General features: G+C 73.8%; 15 protein-coding genes and 1 pseudogene. 7 read left to right on the plus strand and 9 right to left on the minus strand.

Going from position 1 to position 19631, the window contains the following annotated elements:
• Positions 1-68: 68 nt before the first annotated feature.
• A complete protein-coding gene (locus tag ABD371_RS22575) occupies positions 69-485 on the plus strand; it encodes a DUF6299 family protein (RefSeq protein ID WP_344479586.1) in 417 nt (138 codons plus the stop codon).
• 46 nt (positions 486-531) lie between these two features.
• Here the strand turns inward: ABD371_RS22575 and ABD371_RS22580 are convergent, their stop codons facing one another.
• A complete protein-coding gene (locus tag ABD371_RS22580) occupies positions 532-3045 on the minus strand; it encodes a SpoIIE family protein phosphatase (protein WP_381734273.1) in 2514 nt (837 codons plus the stop codon).
• Between the two features lie 62 nt (positions 3046-3107).
• A pseudogene (locus ABD371_RS22585) lies at positions 3108-3188 on the minus strand (DUF1348 domain-containing protein); the annotation flags it as partial.
• Between the two features lie 157 nt (positions 3189-3345).
• Here ABD371_RS22585 and ABD371_RS22590 point away from each other — a divergent pair.
• The gene (locus ABD371_RS22590; protein WP_344479589.1) at positions 3346-4269 is read left to right on the plus strand and encodes a MurR/RpiR family transcriptional regulator; all 924 of its coding nucleotides are present in this window, start codon (positions 3346-3348) and stop codon (positions 4267-4269) included.
• Between the two features lie 439 nt (positions 4270-4708).
• Here ABD371_RS22590 and ABD371_RS22595 read toward each other — a convergent pair whose 3' ends face one another.
• From ABD371_RS22595 to ABD371_RS22615, 5 genes are all read right to left on the minus strand, one after another.
• Positions 4709-5458 carry a Clp protease N-terminal domain-containing protein gene (locus ABD371_RS22595; RefSeq protein WP_344479591.1) on the minus strand — a complete coding sequence of 250 codons (750 nt, stop codon included), beginning with the start codon at positions 5456-5458 and terminating at the stop codon, positions 4709-4711.
• Positions 5459-5531: 73 nt separating this feature from the next.
• Positions 5532-6005: an NUDIX hydrolase gene (locus ABD371_RS22600; RefSeq protein ID WP_344479593.1), complete on the minus strand. Its 474-nt coding sequence runs from the start codon at positions 6003-6005 to the stop codon at positions 5532-5534.
• Between the two features lie 63 nt (positions 6006-6068).
• A complete protein-coding gene (lnt, locus tag ABD371_RS22605) occupies positions 6069-7670 on the minus strand; it encodes an apolipoprotein N-acyltransferase (protein ID WP_344479594.1) in 1602 nt (533 codons plus the stop codon).
• Between the two features lie 97 nt (positions 7671-7767).
• Positions 7768-8337, minus strand: coding sequence for a hypothetical protein (locus ABD371_RS22610; protein ID WP_344479596.1), 570 nt, complete (start codon positions 8335-8337; stop codon positions 7768-7770).
• Between the two features lie 130 nt (positions 8338-8467).
• Positions 8468-9301 carry a glutamate racemase gene (locus ABD371_RS22615; protein WP_344479597.1) on the minus strand — a complete coding sequence of 278 codons (834 nt, stop codon included), beginning with the start codon at positions 9299-9301 and terminating at the stop codon, positions 8468-8470.
• Between ABD371_RS22615 and ABD371_RS22620 the strand changes: the two genes are divergently transcribed.
• The gene (locus tag ABD371_RS22620; protein ID WP_344479599.1) at positions 9300-10472 is read left to right on the plus strand and encodes a glycosyltransferase; all 1173 of its coding nucleotides are present in this window, start codon (positions 9300-9302) and stop codon (positions 10470-10472) included. The genes ABD371_RS22615 and ABD371_RS22620 overlap by 2 nt on opposite strands.
• Positions 10473-10493: 21 nt before the next feature.
• Here the strand turns inward: ABD371_RS22620 and ABD371_RS22625 are convergent, their stop codons facing one another.
• Complete coding sequence (locus ABD371_RS22625; protein ID WP_344479600.1) at positions 10494-11777, minus strand: TerD family protein; 1284 nt, start codon at positions 11775-11777, stop codon at positions 10494-10496.
• Between the two features lie 251 nt (positions 11778-12028).
• Between ABD371_RS22625 and ABD371_RS22630 the strand changes: the two genes are divergently transcribed.
• Positions 12029-12496, plus strand: coding sequence for a DUF6643 family protein (locus ABD371_RS22630; protein WP_344479602.1), 468 nt, complete (start codon positions 12029-12031; stop codon positions 12494-12496).
• Between the two features lie 463 nt (positions 12497-12959).
• On the plus strand, positions 12960-15428 hold the full coding sequence (locus ABD371_RS22635; protein ID WP_344479603.1) for a right-handed parallel beta-helix repeat-containing protein: 2469 nt from the start codon (positions 12960-12962) through the stop codon (positions 15426-15428).
• Here ABD371_RS22635 and ABD371_RS22640 read toward each other — a convergent pair.
• Positions 15380-17878, minus strand: coding sequence for a hypothetical protein (locus ABD371_RS22640; protein ID WP_344479605.1), 2499 nt, complete (start codon positions 17876-17878; stop codon positions 15380-15382). The genes ABD371_RS22635 and ABD371_RS22640 overlap by 49 nt on opposite strands.
• Positions 17879-18262: 384 nt before the next feature.
• Here ABD371_RS22640 and ABD371_RS22645 point away from each other — a divergent pair, with 384 nt between their 5' ends.
• Together ABD371_RS22645 and ABD371_RS22650 are read left to right on the plus strand one after the other, a co-directional pair.
• Entirely contained in the window at positions 18263-19120 is an 858-nt protein-coding gene (locus ABD371_RS22645; protein ID WP_344479606.1) for a DeoR/GlpR family DNA-binding transcription regulator, read from the plus strand.
• A gap of 72 nt (positions 19121-19192) precedes the next feature.
• Entirely contained in the window at positions 19193-19630 is a 438-nt protein-coding gene (locus ABD371_RS22650; protein ID WP_344479608.1) for an SRPBCC family protein, read from the plus strand.
• Position 19631: the final 1 nt, after the last annotated feature.

Genomic DNA, 19631 nt, shown 5'->3' on the forward strand with positions numbered 1-19631 from the left:
TCGCATGGACATACGAAACCTCCGGCACACTCGCTCGTTGGGCGAGCATGATCAACGCACGACGCACCATGCTCATTTCCGCGGCCTGCATCGCCGCCGCCCTGGCCACCGCTCTGGTTCCCGGCTCGGCCGGCGCGCAATTCGCCCCGGACACCATCACCATCGCGCCCAGGGGTCAGATCGCCAAGGACGGGACCCTCGTCCTCAGCGGCACCTATCGGTGCTCGTCACTGCGGTCGGGGCCGGTCCTCATCGGCTCCAACGCGACCCAGGGCGAGGCCCGGGCCGAGATCGACGGCGCGCTGGCCACCTGCGACGACCAGGTGCACACCTGGCGCGAGACCACCGACCCGGCCGTCGGCTTCGCCCCCGGGAAGGCGCGGGGCACGGCCGCCCTCATCCATCTGGACGCCTCCCGCTCGTTCGTCCCCCTTCCCGTCATCCTCAACACCGACGACCGGGAGGTGACCCTGCGCAGAGGCTGACCCGCCCCTCCCGCCGGGCGGGGGCCGTCCGGGCTCACGCGCAGGCTCATGCCCAGCGGGAGGCCAGCAGCAGGGCGATGTCGTCGGGGCGGTCGGAGGAGTGCACGGCCTCCCGGATCAGACGGTCGGCGGTCTCGGCCGGCGGGATGGAGCCGCACTCGGCGAGGGCGGCGCGCAGCCGTTCCACCCCGATGTCGATGTCGGTCCCCGGCCGCTCCACCAGTCCGTCGGTGTAGAGGGCGAGCACCGCGCCGGGCTCCAGGCGCAGTTCGGTGACGGGGTAGCGGGCCTCCGGGTCGACGCCCAGGACGACGCCGCCTGCCAGGTCCAGCACCTCGGTCGGGCCGTGCGGGTGGTGCAGCAGGGGCTGCGGATGCCCCGCCCGTACCGCCCGGGTGCGGCCCGTCACCGGGTCGACCAGCACATAGCAGCAGCTGGCGAACTGGCCCGGATCCAGGTCGATCAGCAGCCGGTTGGTGCCGCTCATCACCTCCTGGGGGCCGTGCCCGCTCAGCGCGAACGCCCGTACGGCGCTGCGCAGTTGCCCCATCGTCGCGGCGGCGGCGACCCCGTGGCCCTGGACGTCCCCGATGACCAGGGCGAGTTCCCCGCCCGTCACCACCACGTCGTACCAGTCGCCGCCGACGTCCATGCCCTGGGTGCCGGGGAGGTAGCGGCCGACGGTGGTCGCGTTCTTCAGCACCGGCAGCCGGTGCGGCAGCAGGGCGTCCTGGAGCCCCCGGGCCAGGGCCGACTCGGAGTCGTAGCGCTGGGCCCGCTCCAGGGCCTGGGCGATCAGCCCGGCGAGCGCGGTGAGGACCGTGCGCTCCTCGTGGCTGAAGACGCGCGGCCGGTCGAAGCCGAGGATGCAGGAGCCCACCGGACGTCCGGAGGCGATCAGCGGCAGAAAGGCCCGCGCGCCCACATGGGCGTCCAGCGGGATCCCGGGGTACGCGGCGGCCAGATGGCGCATCGACTCGTAGAACAGCGGGCGGCCGGAGGTGAGCGTCTCGACGCCGGGCAGCCGCGCGTCGAGGGCCACACCGTCGAAGCGGTCCAGGAACCCCTGGGGGAAGCCGGTCTCCCAGGCGAGGAAGAGATGTCTCTCGTGCAGCAGATAGATCGCCAGACCGCCGCCGCCGAAGGCCGGCAGCAGCTCCTCGGTCACCACGGCGGACACCTGACGGGCGGTCACCGCCTCGGTCAGCGCGATGGCGAGGGCGACCGGGCGGTACAGGACGGAGGCCCGGTCCGCCGGGGCGACCAGTCCGGCGGGGGAGCCGGCCGGCTCCCCCGCGGCCTGCTCCTCCGGCGGCCCGTCCGCCGGCGCGAGGACGACGGTGACACCGTCGTGACCGGGCTGGAGGGAGAAGGAGAGCCATTCGTCCGGCGGACGGCGGACGGTGAAACCCACCGGATCGTGGGAGATCATGGCGGCCCGGAAGTGGTCCTCGTAGAGCGGCTGTCCGAGCCAGGGGAGCGCCTCCCACAGCACCCGGCCGACCAGCTCGGGCCGCCCGAGGCCGAGCGAGGTCTCGGCGCTCCGGTTGAGATGGACGATCCTGCCGAGCCGGTCGAGGGAGAGCAGGCCGCGCGTGAGGCGGTCGGTGGCCTCGGTGGTGACCGGACCCGATCCCAGGTCCAGCACAAAACCGCTCAGCGGTCCGGCGCTGCCGCCGGGCGGGCCGGTCCCGGGGCCGGACAGCTCGATCAGATAGGGGCGGCCGTCGGGTCCGCAGACCCGGATCCGGCGGTTCGCCGGCAGGACCGAGGCCGCGATCTGGCGGGCGAGCGCCCACAGCCCGAGTACGTCCTCCCCCGCCAGCCCCTCGGTGAAGGCCTCGACGGTGCCGGGGAACTCCGCCGCCGGGGAGTCGAGGATCGTGTGCATCCCCTCGTCGGCGACGACCTCGCCGGTGGCCAGGTCCCAGGTGAAGCGCCCCAGCCGGACCGGGGGCGTGCTGGTGGCCGGGGACTGGACGGAGAACGGATCCGCGTCCCACTCCACGGCGACGCCCCGGTCCGCGAGCGCGCCCAGCGCGGCCCCGAGCCTGCGGGCCGCGTTGTGCATCCGGTGGCGGTCGCCGTTCTCGATCGGCTGTCCCGGCGTGGCCCGGCGCAGCACCGCGAGGACGCCGGCCTTCTCGCGCCCGGCGGCCACCGGCGCGTACATCGAGCCGAACGGGAACGGCAGTCCCGCCATCAGCTGCGGAAACCGGCGCATGGCCTCCTCGGCGTCGGCGAGATGGACGGCGCGCCCCAGCCGGTAGGCCTCGGCGATCGGGAAGGGGCGGTTCACATGCATCCGCCACCAGGGGTGGAACAGCCCCGGCGGCAGCCCGGTGAGCGCGGCCAGTCTGAGCAGCCCCTCGGCGCGGGAGCACAGATAGATCCCGCCCGCGAAGCCGCCGACCGCCTCGACCGCGCTCACGACGGACTGCGAGAGCACCAGCTCCAGCTCGCCCGGCGACCGCCCGCCGCTCCTGCGCGTCCCGGGCGCCGCCCCGTGTTTCTCCGGCTTGCCCGGCGGGGTGCGCCCGGCCGCGTCGTACCAGGTCACACAGCCAGCATGCTCCTCCGCCGCCGCGACGCGCATCTCCGTCGGGCGCGGAAGCCTCGGAATCCGAGCGCGGTCGGGCCCGGGTGATCGTCGGGGCGGCGGCCGAGCGGCCAGTGGCAGCGGCGCTCGGACTCCTCGGCCGGGACGATTCTCACGCACCCCCGGCGATCGCCGGATCCACCGGGAGCACCCGTCCCGTCCGCCATCCGAGACGGCGGACGGGAGGGGCTCGACCGGCCTCTCGGTCTACGGACTCCTGGGCTATGTTGAGCGGCAGCGGGACGAGAAGGAGTGACTCCGGTGCCATCAGATCAGCAGGCACGCGCACAGGCGTCTGCGATCACCCCGGGACGGCTGTCCCCCGACGCGGAGCCCGCCCCCACCGACAGGGTTCTCGCCCTCTTCGGCGGCCACCGGCTCTCGCCGGGGCAGCGGCGGATCGCCCGGTACATCACCGACCATCTCACCGAGGCGGCCTTCCTCTCGATCACCGACCTCGCCGAGCGGGTCGGCGTCAGCCAGCCCTCGGTGACGCGCTTCGCCGCCTCCGTCGGCTTCAGCGGATATCCGGCGCTGCGGGAGGCCCTCCAGCCGATCGCGCTCTCCGCCGTCGCGCCCTCCCCCGCCCCGGACGCCCAGGACCGCCGCAATGAGCTCCAGGCCGCGATCGACGCCGAGATCGAGAATCTGGAGCAGCTGCGCCGGGGGCTCGCCGACGCCGGCCAGGTGCTCGACATCGGCCGTGAGCTGGCCCGCTCGGTGCCGCTGACCGTTCTGGGGCTGCGGATCTCCGCCTCGCTCGCCGAGTACTTCGCCTACGCGGCCCGCCGGATCCACCCCGACGTCCGGGCCGTGACCCGCGGCGGCAGCGTCGCCTACGACGCCCTCCTCCAGTCCAGGGAGGCCGGCGGGAGCTGGGTGCTGGCGTTCGCCATGCCCCGGCACGCCCACGAGACCCTGGCGGCGATGCGCACCGCCCGGGCCTCCGGGCTGAAGATCGCCCTGGTCACCGATCCGGCCCTCGGTCCACTGCTGGACGAGGCCGACGCGACGCTGACCGCCGCCACCGGGTCACGGCTGGTCTTCGACTCCTACGCGGCCCCCGGGGTGCTGTCGGCGGCCCTGCTCCAGGCGATGGCCGACGCCGATCCACAGCGCACCCAGGCCCGGCTCGAAGGCTATGAACACGCCGCCGAACAGCACAACTTCTTCCTGGAGGAGTGAGCGAGGGGGCACCGGGAGGGGGTTTTCCGCCAACCGATGTGCATGAAATTTTTCATACCCTTGCTTACTCGACGGTATATATATTTACTGCTCTGGTACCGCCGGATTCCACGGAACACCGGCCGGCTCACGCACACCAGGAAAGTCGGCAGCGCGCCACCATGCACTCATTCCCCCGTACCACCCCCCGTCACATCCTTCGCGGCGAGCCCTCATCGGCCCCCGAGCCCTCGTGGGCCGACTAGACCGGAGTCCGGGGAACGACGCTTCTCCTCCTCGCGTCACCCTCCGCGGCGCTCCGCCCCGCGGGCAGCTCCGACCCTGCGGACTGCCCGCACCGGCGGCCTCGGTCAACCCCTGGACCGGGGCCGCCAGAACGTCCGTCAGAACGTCAGAACATCCGTACGTCCGTACGTCCGTACGTCCGCCGGTACGCCCGCTAGGACGCATCGCCCTTCTGGCGAGCGGCGAGAATCTCCGCCACGAACTCGGCGATGTACGCCTCGGCGGTCGCCTTGTCGACACCGACTCCGGTGAGCACCCCCGCACCCTCCTCCTGCTCCAGCAGCGCGAGCAGGATGTGCTCGGTGCCGATGTAGTTGTGCCCCAGCCGCAGGGCCTGGCGGTATGTCAGCTCCAGCGCCTTGCGCGCGCCCGCGTCGTACGGGATCAGCTCCGGCACCTCCTCGACGGCGACGGGCAGCGCCTCGGCCGCAGCCTGCCGGACGGCGTCCAGCGGGATGTCCTGCGCGAGGATCGCCCGGGACGCCAGCGCCTCGCGCTCGGTCACCAGTCCGAGCGTGAGATGCACCGGGGTGATCCGCTCATTGCCGGCCGCCCGGGCCTCGTTCTGCGCGGCCACGATCACGCTCTTGGCGCGCGGGGTGAACCGGCTGAAGCCCTGGCTGGGGTCGAGGTCCTGGGCCTCCCCGCCGTCCTTCGAGACAAAGCGCTTCTGCGCGGCCTGGCGGGTGACCCCCATGCTCTTGCCGATCTCGCTCCAGGACGCGCCCGAGCGCCTGGCCTGGTCCACGAAGTGCCCGATCACATGGTCGGCGACCTCACCGAGGTAGTCGGCCGCGACGATCGCGCCGGAGAGCTGGTCGAGGGCGCCCGAGTGGGCCGCCTTGATGGCCTCGATCAGATCGTCGAGGCGAACCGGATTCGTTGTCCGTGCGGAATTCTCCATGCGTCAACCTTAGGTTGACACGCCGGGGCGCGTCAACCCTTGGTTGACATGCGGGAATCGCGTTCGGGGAACGTCAGGCGGGCCGGAACCAGGCGGGGCCCTCCGTCAGGGCCTGCGCGATACGGAAGTGGGCGAACTCGTCGAGTTCCGGCAGGGCGTCCAGGTCGAACCAGCCCACCTCCAGCGACTCGTCGTCGTTCACCCGGGCCTCGCCGCCGATCGCGCGGCAGCGGAAGGTGATGTCCATGTACTGGCACTGGTCGCCGTTGGGGTAGGTGACGGGCTTGGGCAGGCCCTGGACCAGCGCCACCCGCTCGGCGACGCAGTGGACCGCCGTCTCCTCGTACACCTCGCGCACCGCGGTCGCGGCCGGCTCCTCGCCCGGCTCGGCGATGCCGCCGATGATCGACCAGGCCCCGCTGTCGGCGCGGCGGTCCAGCAGCACCTGCCCCCGCTCGTCGAAGACGACCGCGCTGACCCCGGGGAGGAGCAGCAGTTGATGGCCGGCGGTGGCCCGAATGGCCCGGATGAAGTCAGGAGTTGCCATGGCTGCGACCCTAACCGATTAATTCTGGCCCGGATTTGACCTGAATCCGGGGGAAGTCGGGAGCTACCCGGCGGCGGGCCGCTTACGCCGCCACACCCGCGCGGAACCCACCGCGACCCAGCCCAGCCCGCCCACGGCGACGGCCATCAGCGCGATCTCGGGAGCGACGCCGAGCCGGGTCGCCGGGGTGAGCGAGGAGCGCAGCGGCACCTCGGCGACCAGCGCGTCCGGGGTGAACATCCGGGTCCGCTGGACGATCTCCCCGTCCGGCATGATCACAGCGCTCACTCCGCTGGTGACCGGGACGACGACGGAGCGGCCGTGCTCGACCGCCCGCACCTGGGACATCGCCAGCTGCTGGTAGGTCATCTCGCTGCGGCCGAAGGTGGCGTTGTTGCTGGGTACGGAGATCATCTGGGCGCCGGCCTCGACGGTGTCCCGGGCCATGTCGTCGAAGGCCGCCTCGTAGCAGGTGACGAGGCCGACCTTGGTGCCGGCCAGATCGAAGACGCCGACCTTGTCGCCGGGCCCGAAGTCGCGGCGCACGCGGTCGACGTCCGAGCTGAAGAGCCGTACGAACGACCGCATCGGGATGTACTCGCCGAAGGGCTGCACATGGCGCTTGTGGTAGGTGTCGACCGGGCCGCGCTCGGGGTCCCACTTGATGAGGGTGTTGCTGAGCTTGCCGGTCTCGGGGGTGAGCACCGCGCCGACGGCGGTGGGGACGCCGATGGCCCGCACGGCGTCGTCGATGACCTGGCGGGCGTCGGGATTGCGGTACGGATCGAGGTCGGAGGAGTTCTCCGGCCACAGCACGAAGTCGGGCTTGGCGACGCGGCCGGCCGCCACGTCCTCGGCGAGCTGCTCGGTGCGGCGGGCGTGGTTGTCGAGGACCGCGCGGCGCTGGGAGTTGAAATCGAGCCCCAGTCTCGGCACATTTCCCTGGATCGCGGCGACGGTCGCGGTGCCGTCCTCGGCGGAGTCGTCCACCAGCGGGAGCGCGGCGAGGGCCGCCGTGACGGGGACGAGGAGGCTGAGCAGCGCGGCGGCCAGCGGGCCGCGCGGCAGGGCGCGGGTGCGCCGGAATTCGAGGCCGCGCCGGACCGTCTCGTACAGCCCGAAACCGCACAGGACCACGGCGAACCCGAGCACGGGGGTGCCGCCCAGCGCGGCGAGCGGCAGAAAGAGGCCGTCGGCCTGCCCGAAGGCGACCTTGCCCCAGGGGAAGCCCTCGAAGGGGAACCGGGCGCGGGCCGCCTCGCCGAGGATCCAGACGGCGGCGGCGAGGACCGGCCAGAGGGGGAGCCGGGTGACGGCGGCGATGCCCAGCGCGGTGAGCGCGATGAACAGCGCCTCCACGGCGGCCAGCGCGATCCAGGGCACCGGGCCGACGTCCTCGCCGGTCCAGCTGAGCAGCGGCAGCAGAAAACCGAGGCCCGCCAGATATCCGAGGCCGAAGGCGGAGCGCGGCCGGCGGCCGTGCAGGCTCCAGGCGAGCAGGGCGAACGCGGGCACCGCCAGCCACCACAGGGGCCGGGGCGGGAAGCTCAGGAAGAGCAGCACCCCGGAGAGGGCGGCGGCCCCTGGCCGGATGAGCCGCCGCAGTGGCGAGCCGCTCGCGGCGGGGGCGGGCTGGGTGTCGACGGCGGTGATGGTGGCGCTCACCCTGCGGAGTCTACGGTGGGCGGACGCGGGCCCTCCCGAGCGGGCCGGGCGGGTGGCCGGTGTCCGCGCGCTGCTGCGTTCGGGTGAACGACAGGCCCTAGGCCTGCGCCGGGGTGCCGGTGACGCCGCCGCCGCCGGGGCGGAGGAGGTCGCGGATGGCGCGTACGGCCGCTTCGGCGTCGTCCACGGTGACCGTGAAGGTCCTGCCGTCGCCCAGGGCGACGATCAGGCCCTCGCCCCGGCGTACGACGACCGCCGTGCCCTTCTCGGGGAGCCAGCGGTAGCCCCAGCCGCCCCACTGGCGCGGGGTGACGCGGGGGGCGAACTCCGCGCCGACCACGTGGGAGAGCGGGATCCTGCGGCGTGGCAGTCCGATGTGTCCGCAGCGCACCTCGACGCCGTCGCTGTCGACGCGGACCGAGACATGGACGAAGGCGAGAGTGCCGTAGAGCATCAGCAGGCCCGCCGCGACACAGCCGATCACGGACATCAGCAGCGGGACGATGCCCGAGGTCCATGAGCCGTTCACGGCCAGCTCGATGCCGAGCGTGACGCAGGCGACGCCCGCGATGGCGAGCAGCCACTGGAGGCGATTGGTCGCGCGGCCGGTCCACACCGCGGGCACGGGCTCCGCGGCGGTCGGCGGGTCGTGGGGGTGGTCCCTCATGCTGAGCAGCGTACCCAGCTTCCGGCGGGTCGGCATCGAGCCTGCCGGGCGGATGGCGAAACGGGTGAAAAGGGTCACAATGGGCGGGCTGTGAACGATCGCCGAGCGCCGGACGAGCCGCCCGCGCCGGTCAGTGGACGGAGGGCACGGCCTGGAGGAGGCGGCCCTCGGCGTAGGCGGTCGCCCGGCCGGGGAGGCCGGACTCCCGGCCGTTGAGGAGCACGGTGAGCGAGCCGGTCGCGGCGGCGTCCGGCGCGGGCCGGGACCCGATCCGGCGCAGGGCCTGCGCGGCCACCGGCTCGGCGGAGCCGAGGAGCGCCACGGACGCCCCGACGGCGGCGCGGATGCGTTCGGCGACCAGTTCGTAATGGGTGCAGCCCAGGACGACGGCCCTTACATCGGCGGGGGTGCGCGCCGCGGCGGCGGCCACCGCGCGCTCGATCGCCGCCTCGTCCGCCTGCTCCACGGCGTCGGCGAGCCCCGGGCAGGGCACCTCCGTCACCGGGACCGAGTCGGCGAACTCGCGGATCAGACCGCGCTGGTAGGGACTGCCGGTGGTCGCCGGGGTCGCCCAGATGGCGACCGGGCCGCCGCCCGCCGCCGCCGGCTTGATCGCCGGGACCGTGCCGATGACCGGCACGGCGGGCTCCAGCTCGGCGCGGAGCGCGGGCAGGGCGTGCACGGAGGCGGTGTTGCAGGCGACGATCAGCGCGTCGGGCGCGTGCGCGGCGGCGGCGCGGGCCGCCGCGAGCGCCCGCCCGGTCAGATCGGCCGGGGTGCGCGGACCCCAGGGCATCCCGTCGGGGTCGCACGACAGCAGGAGGTCGGCGTCGGGACGCAGCCCGCGTACCGCCGCGGCCGCCGCGAGCAGGCCGATTCCGGAGTCAAGGAGCGCGATCTTCACCCGGTCACCATAGTCGACAGGGCTTGTCGGAGCCGTTCGGTGGGGCAGACTGCGGCGCATGAGCGCCCTCGCGTGGACCGCCCTCGTCTCGCTGGCCGCCTGGGGGTGGCTGCTGCTGGGGACCGGCTTCTTCTGGCGTACGGATCAGCGGCTGCCGCCTCATGGGGAACCGGACTCCTGGCCGGATGTCGTCATCGTCGTGCCGGCCCGGGACGAGGCCGCCGTACTGCCCGCCGCCCTGCCCTCGCTGCTCGCGCAGGACTATCCGGGGCGGGCGGAGATCTTCCTGGTGGACGACGGCAGCACCGACGGCACGGCGGCACTCGCCCGTGAGCTGGCCGAGCGGCACGGCGGGCTGCCGCTGACCGTGGTGCGGACCGGCGAGCCGGAGCCGGGCTGGACCGGGAAGCTGTGGGCGCTGCGGCACGGCATCGCGCTGGCGCGGGCCCGTGGGCCCGAGTATCTGCTGCTGACCGACGCCGACATCGCCCACGCCCCGGACAGTCTGCGCGCCCTGGTGGCCTCGGCCCGGGCGGGCGGCCTGGACCTGGTGTCGCAGATGGCGCGGCTGCGGATCGTGAGCGGCTGGGAGCGGCTGGTGGTGCCCGCGTTCGTGTACTTCTTCGGCCAGCTCTATCCGTTCCGCCGGGTCAACCGTCCCGGCGGGCGGACGGCGGCCGCGGCGGGCGGCTGTGTCCTGCTGCGGACCGGGGCGGCCGAGCGCGCGGACGTGCCCGCGTCGATCCGGCAGGCGGTGATCGACGATGTGGCGCTGGCCCGCGCGGTGCGGCGGTCCGGCGGACGGATCTGGCTGGGGCTCGCCGACGGAGTGGAGAGCGTACGTCCCTGTCCGCGGCTGGCGGATCTGTGGCGGATGGTGTCGCGCAGCGCGTACGCGCAGCTTCGGCACAGTCCGGTGCTGCTGGCGGGGACGGTCGCCGGGCTGGCGCTGGTCTATCTGACGCCGCCGGCCGCGCTGGCCGCCGGGGCGTTCGGCGGTGACGCGGTCGCCGCCGGGGCGGGGGCGCTGGCCTGGGCGGTGATGGCGGGGAGCTATCTGCCGATGCTGCGCTACTACCGGCAGCCGGCGGCGCTGGCTCCGCTGCTGCCGTTCATCGCGCTGCTCTATCTGCTGATGACCCTCGACTCCGCCCGCCTGCACCACCGGGGGCGGGGCGCGGCCTGGAAGGGCCGCGTCTATCCGCGCCCCCGGGCCGCGCCGGAGCCCTGACCGGCGGCGGTGGAGCGACCGTCACTTGCGGCCAGGTGTCCAGTCCATGCCCCAGCCGTAGGCGCGGTCCATGGTGCGCTGGGGGCTCACTCCGCGCTCGGGCACGAGGAAGCGCGCCTCCCGCTGGACCACGAGGTCCGAGCCGGTGTTGGTGATCAGCGCCAGCGCGCAGACGGTGGAGGGCTCGGTGCACTCGCCCAGCGAGAACTCGATGGGCGTGCCGTGCTGGGGCCGGAGGGTGACCGTCGCGTCGAGGTCGGCGAAGCTGCGGGCCCCCTCGTAGACGGTGACGAAGATGACGACGCGGCGGAGGCTGTCCCGGTGGTCGAGGTTGATGGTGAGGTTCTCGCCGGACGTGCCGCCGGTGCGGTCGTCGCCGTCGAGATGGATGTACGGGGGCTGTTGGAGCGAGCCGAAGGCGTTGCCGAGGGCCTGGACGACTCCCTTGCGGCCGTCGGTGAGTTCGAAGAGCGCGCACAGGTCGAGGTCGAGCGCGCCGGGCGCGCCGAGGGCGCGGGTGAGCTTCGCGCCCCAGCCCTCCTTCTTCGGCTGGGTGCGCATCTGCCAGCTGAGGTTGACGCGCATGGCTCCGGAGGTGCCGCCCGCCTTGGTGAGCGAGACGGAGGGGGACTCCTTGGTGAGGGTGACTTTGGTGAGGCGTACGGGGGTGGCCGGGGCGGCCTGCGCGGGGGCGGCGGCGGGCGGCGTCACGGCGGGGGCGGGCGCGGACGCGGGCACGGCGGCGGGCGCGGCGGTGGCGGTGGCGGTGAGGCGCAGCGCGTCGGCGGTGACGCCGAAGTCCTGGGCCAGTCCCTGCGGCCCCGAGCTGTAGCCCTGCCCCACGGCCCGGAATTTCCACGCCCCCTGACGCCGGTACAGCTCGCCGAGGACGAGGGCCGTCTCGACGGTGGCGTCCTCGCTGTCGTAGGCGGCGATCTCCGCGCCCGACTCGGCGTCGACCAGGCGGAGCCGGAGCCAGGAGAGCGCGCCGGGCTCACCGCCTCGGGGCACGGCGGTGAGCACGATCTTCTCGACGCCGGGCTCGACGGCGGCGAGGTCCACCGTGACGGCCTCGACCGATCCGTCCCCGCCGGTCCCCGCGGCCTCGTGGCGGACCGAGCCGGAGGAGTGCGCGGGCCGGTCGCGGGAGACCGCGTCGGCGTCCGAGCGGACTCTGTCCGTGCCGGCCGCGAGAAGGAGGGCGACGGCGTCGACCCCGGGCGCGGCGGGGGCGGCGACCCGGCCCAGCTCCAGCCGGACCTTTCGGGCCGTCACCTGGGTGTTGGCTCCCTTGGACATGGACATGTTGGCTCCCGTCACGAGTGGCGGCGACCGGCCGGGCCGCCGGACGCCATTCTCGTCCTCACCTGCCCCGGGGACGGCTTCTGACCCCCGGGTAACCCGCTCCCAGCTCGCTCTTTACAGGATCCTTGCTCTGTCGAGCGACCGATTTTCCCGAGTTCGCTCGCTTTGGGGATCCATGGGTACGCGCATCCACCGAAACAACCCACATACCGGCCTCCCCAACCGGCACTCGTGGGCTTACCTTAGGTCCCATGACCTCCCCCCGCTCCACCTACGGCGGCGGCTACTACTCCGCTCCGTCCTTCGCCGACACCCCGATCTACGACTCCCTGGTCGCGGAGCGGGGCACGCCTCAGATCGCCCCGATCCGAGTGCCTTCCGCGTACGACAGCGGCAACAGCCATCTGCCGGCGCTCCCATCGGCGCTGCCCGCCCTCCCGGCGGGCCCGTCGGCGCATCAGCCCGCGCCCGGTTACGGCTATCAGCAGCAGGCTCCCGCGCCGATGCCGCTCCAGCAGGCCGCGGCTCCGTACATCCCGCAGCAGCAGCCCGCGCCGCGCGGCTACCAGCCGGGGCACCCGGGTCAGCCCCAGCAGCAGCGCCCCGTGCCGACCGGCTACGAGGCGATGCGCCCGGCCGCCACGCGCCCCGCGCCCGCTCCGGGCCCCTCCGGCTACCAGGACCCGTACCACCGCCCGCACCCGGGCCAGGGGTACTGAGCCGAGCCTTCGAGCCATCGGGGCCGCCGGCCACCGCCGGCTCCCTCCCGTCCGACCCCCGCGCCACGGGGTTCCCACCCGACGAGGTCTGTGGGAACTCCGTGGCGTGTGTCGTTCGTTGGGCGGTCGAGGCCATGGCGGGGGAGAGGGTGACGTTCCTCTCTCTTCTCCCTCTTCCCGTCGGCTCCGCGCCCGTGCGGTCGCGGCTCCGGGAGGCCGACGGGCAGGCGGCCCCGCGACGCGTCAACTCCCCGCCCTCACGCGCGCTACGGTGGTGCGACCCCGCTCACGGGGCGGGGCCGACAGGCCCCGGAGCCCGCCGTCCGGATGTGGCAGATCTTCCGGGCACACCCGGCGGATTCCGGGCGGGCCGGGCACGGAGCGGAGGGCAGGACCCAAGGGGGCGTCCCCCTTCTCCGAGGCGCGGCGGAAGCAGATCACGAGGTGGGGGCAGAGCAGCACGATGGCACAGGGCACGGTCCAGGTGACCCACACCGGCACATCGCGGTGGCGGCGCCGCACGGGCGAGTACGCGTCTCTGGCGGCGGCCCTGGAGGCGGCGGCCGACGGTGACGTGCTGACCGTCGCCCCGGGGACGTACCGCGAGAATCTGGTGATCCAGCGGGCGGTGACGCTCCGGGGGCCGGAGGGCTCACTCGGTTCGGTGCGGATAGCCCCCGCCGACGGGGTCCCGCTGACGGTGCGGGCGTCGGCCACCGTCCAGGATCTCCATGTGGAGGGGCAGGACACCACCGCGCCCGCGCTGCTGATCGAGGAGGGCACACCGGAACTGTCCGACCTGCGGATCTCCACGCGTTCGGCGGCCGGTCTCGAAGTGCGCGGCGCGGCGCGTCCCACCGTGCGCCGCTGCACCGTCGACAACCCCGCGGGCGTCGGCATCGCCGTGCTGGACGGCGCGGGCGGGGTGTTCGAGGAGTGCGAGGTGGTCTCGGCGGGCCAGTCGGGCGTCTCGGTGCGCGGCGGCGGCCATCCCCGGCTCGACCGCTGCCGGGTGCACCACGCCTCGGGCGCGGGCCTCGCCGTCACCGGCGAGGGCAGCACCCTGGAGGCCATCGGCTGCGAGGTGTACGAGATCAAGGGCGCGGGCGTGCAGGTCGCCTCGCGCGCCTCGGCGCATCTGACCGACTCCACCGTGCACCGCACCTCCGCCGACGGCGTCACCCTGGACACCGACGCCCTGCTCACCCTCTCCGACTGCGACATCCACGACGTCCCGGAGAACGCGATCGATCTGCGCTCCCGTTCGGTGCTCACCCTCACCCGCTCCACGGTGCGCCGCTTCGGCCGCAACGGTCTTTCGGTGTGGGACCCGGGCACCCGGGTGGACGCCAATCAGTGCGAGATATACGACAGCACGGGCGACTACCCCGCCGTGTGGATCAGCGACGGCGCGACGGCGGTCCTGGACTCCTGCCGCGTCCATGACGTTCCGGACGCGCTGTTCGTCCTCGACCGGGGCTCGCGGGTCGACGTGGTCGACAGCGATCTCTCCCAGATCCGCAACACGGCGGTGTCGGTGAGCGACGGGGCGACCGCCCAGCTCGACGACTGCCGGATCCGGGAGGCCTCCACCGGAGCCTGGTTCCGCGACCACGGCAGCGGGGGCACGCTGGCCGGCTGCACGATCGACACGGTCCAGACCGGAGTCATCGTCACCAAGGGGGCCGACCCGGTGATCGAGCGCTGCACGGTCACCTCGCCCGCCGAGGCCGGGTTCTATGTGTCGGCCGAGGGGCGCGGCACCTTCCGGAACTGCCGGGTCACCGGCAGCGGGGGGTACGGCTTCCATGTGATGGCCGGCTGCCGGGCGGCCCTGAGCCGGTGCCGCACCGAGCGGTGTGCGCGCGGCGGTTACGAGTTCGCGGACCCGGGTCTGCTGCTCGTGGAGGACTCCACGAGCGACGAGAGCGGGATGCGCGGCGCGGTGGAGTTCGCCGGCGCGCAGGCGGCGATGCCGTCGGCCGGGGCGCTCACCCCCGTGCTCCCGGTACTGCCGGTGCTCCCGCCGATCCCCGCGGTGCTCCCCTCCCCCGCCGCCCCGGCGGCGCTCCCGGCCGCGCCGCCGGTGGTGGACGAGCCCCGGCGTACCTCGGACGCCGTCCTCGGCGAACTGGACGCGCTGGTCGGCCTGGAGAGCGTCAAGCGGGAGGTCCGCTCACTGATCAACATGATCGAGGTGGGCAGACGCCGCCAGGAGGCGGGGCTGAAGGCCGCGTCCGTGCGCAGGCATCTGGTCTTCACCGGCTCCCCCGGCACCGGCAAGACGACCGTGGCCCGGCTGTACGGCGAGATACTGGCCTCGCTCGGGGTGCTGGAGCGCGGGCATCTGGTCGAGGTGTCCCGGGTGGACCTGGTCGGTGAGCACATCGGCTCCACCGCGATCCGCACCCAGGAGGCGTTCGACCGGGCGCGCGGCGGGGTGCTCTTCATCGACGAGGCCTACGCCCTCTCCCCCGAGGACTCCGGGCGGGACTTCGGCAAGGAGGCCATCGACACCCTGGTGAAGCTGATGGAGGACCACCGGGAGGCGGTGGTGGTCATCGTCGCCGGATACACGGCGGAGATGGAGCGCTTCCTCTCGGTGAACCCCGGGGTCGCCTCCCGGTTCTCGCGGACCATCACCTTCCAGGACTACGGGGCCGACGAGCTGCTGAGGATCGTCGGCCAGCAGGCCGACGAGCACGAGTACCGGCTGGCGGAGGGCACCGGCGAGGCGCTGCGGAAGTACTTCGGCGCACTGCCCAAGGGCCCCGCCTTCGGCAACGGCCGCACGGCGCGGCAGACCTTCGAGTCGATGGTGGAGCGGCACGCGGGCCGGGTCGCCGAGCTGAGCGACGCCGACACCGACGATCTGACGCTGCTCTACCCGGAGGATCTGCCCGAACTGCCTGAACCACCCGAACTGTCCTGACCGCCCTCGGTGCCCCGGCTCTCCCGGTGTCGCGGGGACTGCCGGGGGATCCCGGGGTGGATCCGGTCCAGAAGACCCCGGCGCTCCTCGGCGAAGGCCGGGTCCGCCTGGTAGTCGGAGTGGCCGAGGATCGGCTCCGGCAGCGGATGGACGCTGGTTCTGCCGTAGACCACCGGGTCCCTGAGCACCTCGTGGTCGACCGCCCGGCGGCCGGTCTCGTCGAGGACCCGCACCGGGCCGCCGATCGGGTCGGTGTGCCGCCACAGATTGCGCCAGCCCTCGACCTCGTCGCGCAGCTGGAGCAGGGCGGTGGGCCCGAAGTAGGCGGGGAACCAGCGGCCGTAGAGCCGCTCCAGCGGGGAGCCGTAGGTGAGCAGCGCGACCCGGCCCCGGGTGGCGGCGGGCAGCTGCCAGACGGCGGAGGCGGCGAGCACACTGCCCTGGGAGTGGCCGGAGATGACGAGCCGTCCGCCGGTCCGCTCGGTCCAGGTGGACATCCGCCAGGCGAGGTCGGGCACGGCCCGCTCGGCGTAGCACGGCGGGGCGAAGGGGTGCGCGGCGCGCGGCCAGAAGGTGCCGACGTCCCAGAGGATGCCGATGGTGCGGCGGGCTGAGGCGTCGCGGTAGGCGCGCCGGCCCCAGGTGACGAACAGTATGAAGCCGAAGCCGATCAGCCAGGAGCCGAGGTACTGGGCCGCCCCGGCGACGGATTCGTCGAGCCCGCTGTCGCCGAAGGCCTCGCCGGGCACCTTTCCGCTGGCCCACGCCCCGGCGACCGAGCCCGCGCCGAGGATCAGGGTCGCGCCGGAGATGAGCCCGACCAGGCTGGGCGCGGTGTCGGTGAGGTCGGCGCGGGCCCGGGCCCCGGCGATTCTGCGGGTACGGATCGGGTCGGGCCGCCAGCCGCCGGGGCCGGCCGTGCCCGCCTCCGCCGCCCCGTACTCCTCCTCGACGTCCCGGGCGAACCGCCGGGCCGTCAGCCAGGTCCGCAGGGCGAGCCAGGCGAGGGGGGCGAGCAGCGCGAGCAGCAGCACGGGGATGACGGAGGCCTGCCAGCTGAGGAGTACGGGAGGTCCGGGGATGGTTCCGTCGCCGTCGAGTCCCGCGGTGCTCGGGCCGTCCAGCCAGTCGGCGACCCGCTGGGCGATGCCGCCGGTCATCACACCGCCGAGGGCGCAGGCGAGCATGGCGACGGCCGGGCCGCCGAGACCCCACAGCGCGGACCTCGGGTGGCGGGCGCGGCGCTGGAGCGCGAAGGCGGCGGCGGCGAGCGCGACGGTCAGCGCGCCCTGCGCCAGCACGATCAGCCGGAAGGCCCACTCGCCGGGGAGGGTGCCGGCGGAGGCCCAGCCGGGCCGGTCCCAGAAGGCGTAGAGCAGGCAGAGCGCCAGGAGGGCCAGCGCGGTGCCGGGCAGGGCGCTGACGGCGGCGCGGTCCAGCCGGGCGTCGAACCGCCGCTCGCTGCGGCCCCTTCGGGCGATCACGCACACCACGAAGACGAAGAGGAGGCCGATCGCCGTCTCCAGCGTCCGGCCCGCGATGTCCAGCAGGGTGCTGTCGCCGTCGCGGTCGTGCCGGGCGGCGGGTCCGGCGACGGCGGCGGCCACGACGAGGAATCCGGCGGCGGTGTGGGCGGCGCGCAGCCGGGCGACGAGGCGTCTCCCGTACCAGAATCCGGGGCGCCCCAGAGCGGGCCGCAGGGCGACCCCCGGCTCCGTGTCGCGGACGGCCCGGGAGGGTGGGGAGGAGTCGGGGGCCGTCTCCTCGCTCTCCTCCTCTTCGTCGTCCGTGCCCGTGTCGCCCTCCGAGACACCCGCGCCGGTGGGCGGGCGCTGGGACTCGTAGGCGCTCCAGGTGCGGTTGGAGAGATACCAGAGCAGGACCACCAGGCCAGCGGGCAGCAGCGCGGCGAGGGCGAGCCGGCGGCCGGGCTGGGACCACCAGCCGCCGTTGGCGCTGGAGAGGAAGCCGAGCCAGCCGCGCCCGCGCGAGCAGTCGGGGGTGCCCGCGCACTGCCAGGCCGGCAGATCGAGGGTGACCTCGGCGGCGGCGGCCGTCATCAGCACGGTGAGGCTCAGCGCGATCAGCCGCACCAGCACCCCGTACAGCCGGGTGGTGCGGGGCATGCCCTTGGCGCGCGGGCGCATCCAGTGGGCCAGATTGGCCACCATGAAGGGGAGCAGCAGCAGCCACAGGGCGCGGGCGCTGTTGCCCGAGGTGAGGTTGGACCAGCAGTACGCCTCGGGGATGGGCTGTTCACGGGGGAAGGCCGGGTCGTCCTCCGCGTGTTCGTCCTCGGTGCGCCGGAAGACGGCCGCCTGCGCGTCGCCGGAGACCCTGACCGTGCGGGGGTCGCCGAGCATGTCCTGGGGGAAGGCTCCGCCGACGCCGTGGACCAGCAGTTCGAGCGCGGGTCCCTCTCTCTGCGAGTCCGGGGTTGCGGAAGACATGTCTGTGGCTCGCTCTCTGGGAGGGGAAGACCGACCGGTGCGCACCGCGCGTTCCTCGCCTCTCAGCGTCCCGGATCCGGGCACTTCATGACATGGCTCTCACCGAATCTCCGCGAGTGCGCACCTGAGGGGCCGTGAGAGGATGTGCGCCCTAGGTCGTGTCTTCGAAGTTTCGTCTGTCCGCCGTGCCCTGGTGCGCCCGCTCGCGGCGTTGTCGTCGGTCGCCGACGCTCCGCGTCGACTCCCTCCTCCGCCTCGCGATCGCACACACCAGACCCCGCCAGACCCTCCCTGCGGGAGGACGACGCCACTTCGAAGACACTCCCTGGCCCGCTGGCGGAGCGTACGACGGATGACGACGACGTGGAAGGACCGGCCCCGGTAGTGACCGACAATCAGAACCTGCTCGCGGAGCAGCGGCGCGCACTCATCCTCGACGAGGTGCGCAGACGCGGTGGGGTCCGGGTCAATGAACTCACCCGCAAGCTCAGTGTCTCCGACATGACCGTACGCCGGGATCTCGACGCGCTGGCCCGTCAGGGCGTCATCGAGAAGGTCCACGGCGGGGCGGTCCCGGTGGTGGAGGCGAGCACTCATGAGCCGGGGTTCGAGGCCAAGTCGGCGCTGGAGCTGAGCGCCAAGGAGGACATCGCCAGGGCCGCGGCGCGGATGGCGGTGCCCGGCAGCGCGATCGCGCTCTCCGGGGGTACGACGACGTTCGCGCTGGCGCACCATCTGCTGGAGGTGCCGGATCTGACGGTGGTGACCAACTCGGTGCGGGTGGCGGATGTGTTCCACTCCGCCCAGCGGCTGGGGGCGGCGGGCGCGCCCCGGCCGGGCGCGGCGACGGTGGTGCTCACCGGAGGGGTGCGCACTCCCTCGGACTCGCTGGTGGGGCCGGTCGCCGATCAGGCGATCCGCTCGCTCCACTTCGATGTGCTCTTCCTCGGGGTGCACGGGATCTCGGTGGAGGCGGGGCTGTCCACGCCGAATCTGGCGGAGGCCGAGACCAATCGGCGCTTCGTGCAGGCGGCGCGCCGGGTGGTGGTGGTCGCCGACCACACCAAGTGGGGGACGGTGGGGCTCAGCTCCTTCGCCCAGCTGTCGGAGGTGGGTGTGCTGGTCACGGACGCGGGGCTGTCGGCGCGGGCCCGGGAGGAGATCGCCGAGCATCTGCCGGGGCTGGTGGTGGCAGGTGCTTCCGAGCGCGGGGACGGGACGGACGACGGACGGGACGTCTGAGGTGCGGACGTCATGCCTCCGGTCGGGCGGAAGCCGGTACGGGGAGGACGGACGCGGGTACGGGTACGGGCGATGACCGTGTTCCGGCTGACGCGCGCGGTGACGCTGCCCGCCGACGAGACCTGGCGCCGGGTCACCGACTGGCGGGCCCACGCGGCGCGGGTGCCCGCCACCTCGCTCGCCTCGGTGACCGCCGGGCCGGTCCGCGCGGGCACGGTGCTGGTGATGCGGTCGGCGGTGGGGCGGATCGGCTTCGACGACCCGATGGAGATCGTCCGCTGGGAGCCGCCCGGTCGGGACCGCGCGGGGCACTGCCGGCTGGAGAAGCGCGGCGCGCTCATCACCGGCTGGGCCGAGATCGAGGTGCTGCCGCGCGGCCCCGGCTCGGTGGTGGTCTGGTCCGAGGAGCTGCGCGTCCGGCCGCTGCCTCGTCCGCTGGACCCGCTGGTCGCCCGGGTCGGCCGGCGGGTGTTCGGCCGCGCGCTGGACGGGCTGCTGCGGGTCCGCTGAG

It is taken from the genome of Streptomyces amakusaensis, assembly GCF_039532665.1.
GTDB classification, from domain to species: domain Bacteria; phylum Actinomycetota; class Actinomycetes; order Streptomycetales; family Streptomycetaceae; genus Streptomyces; species Streptomyces amakusaensis.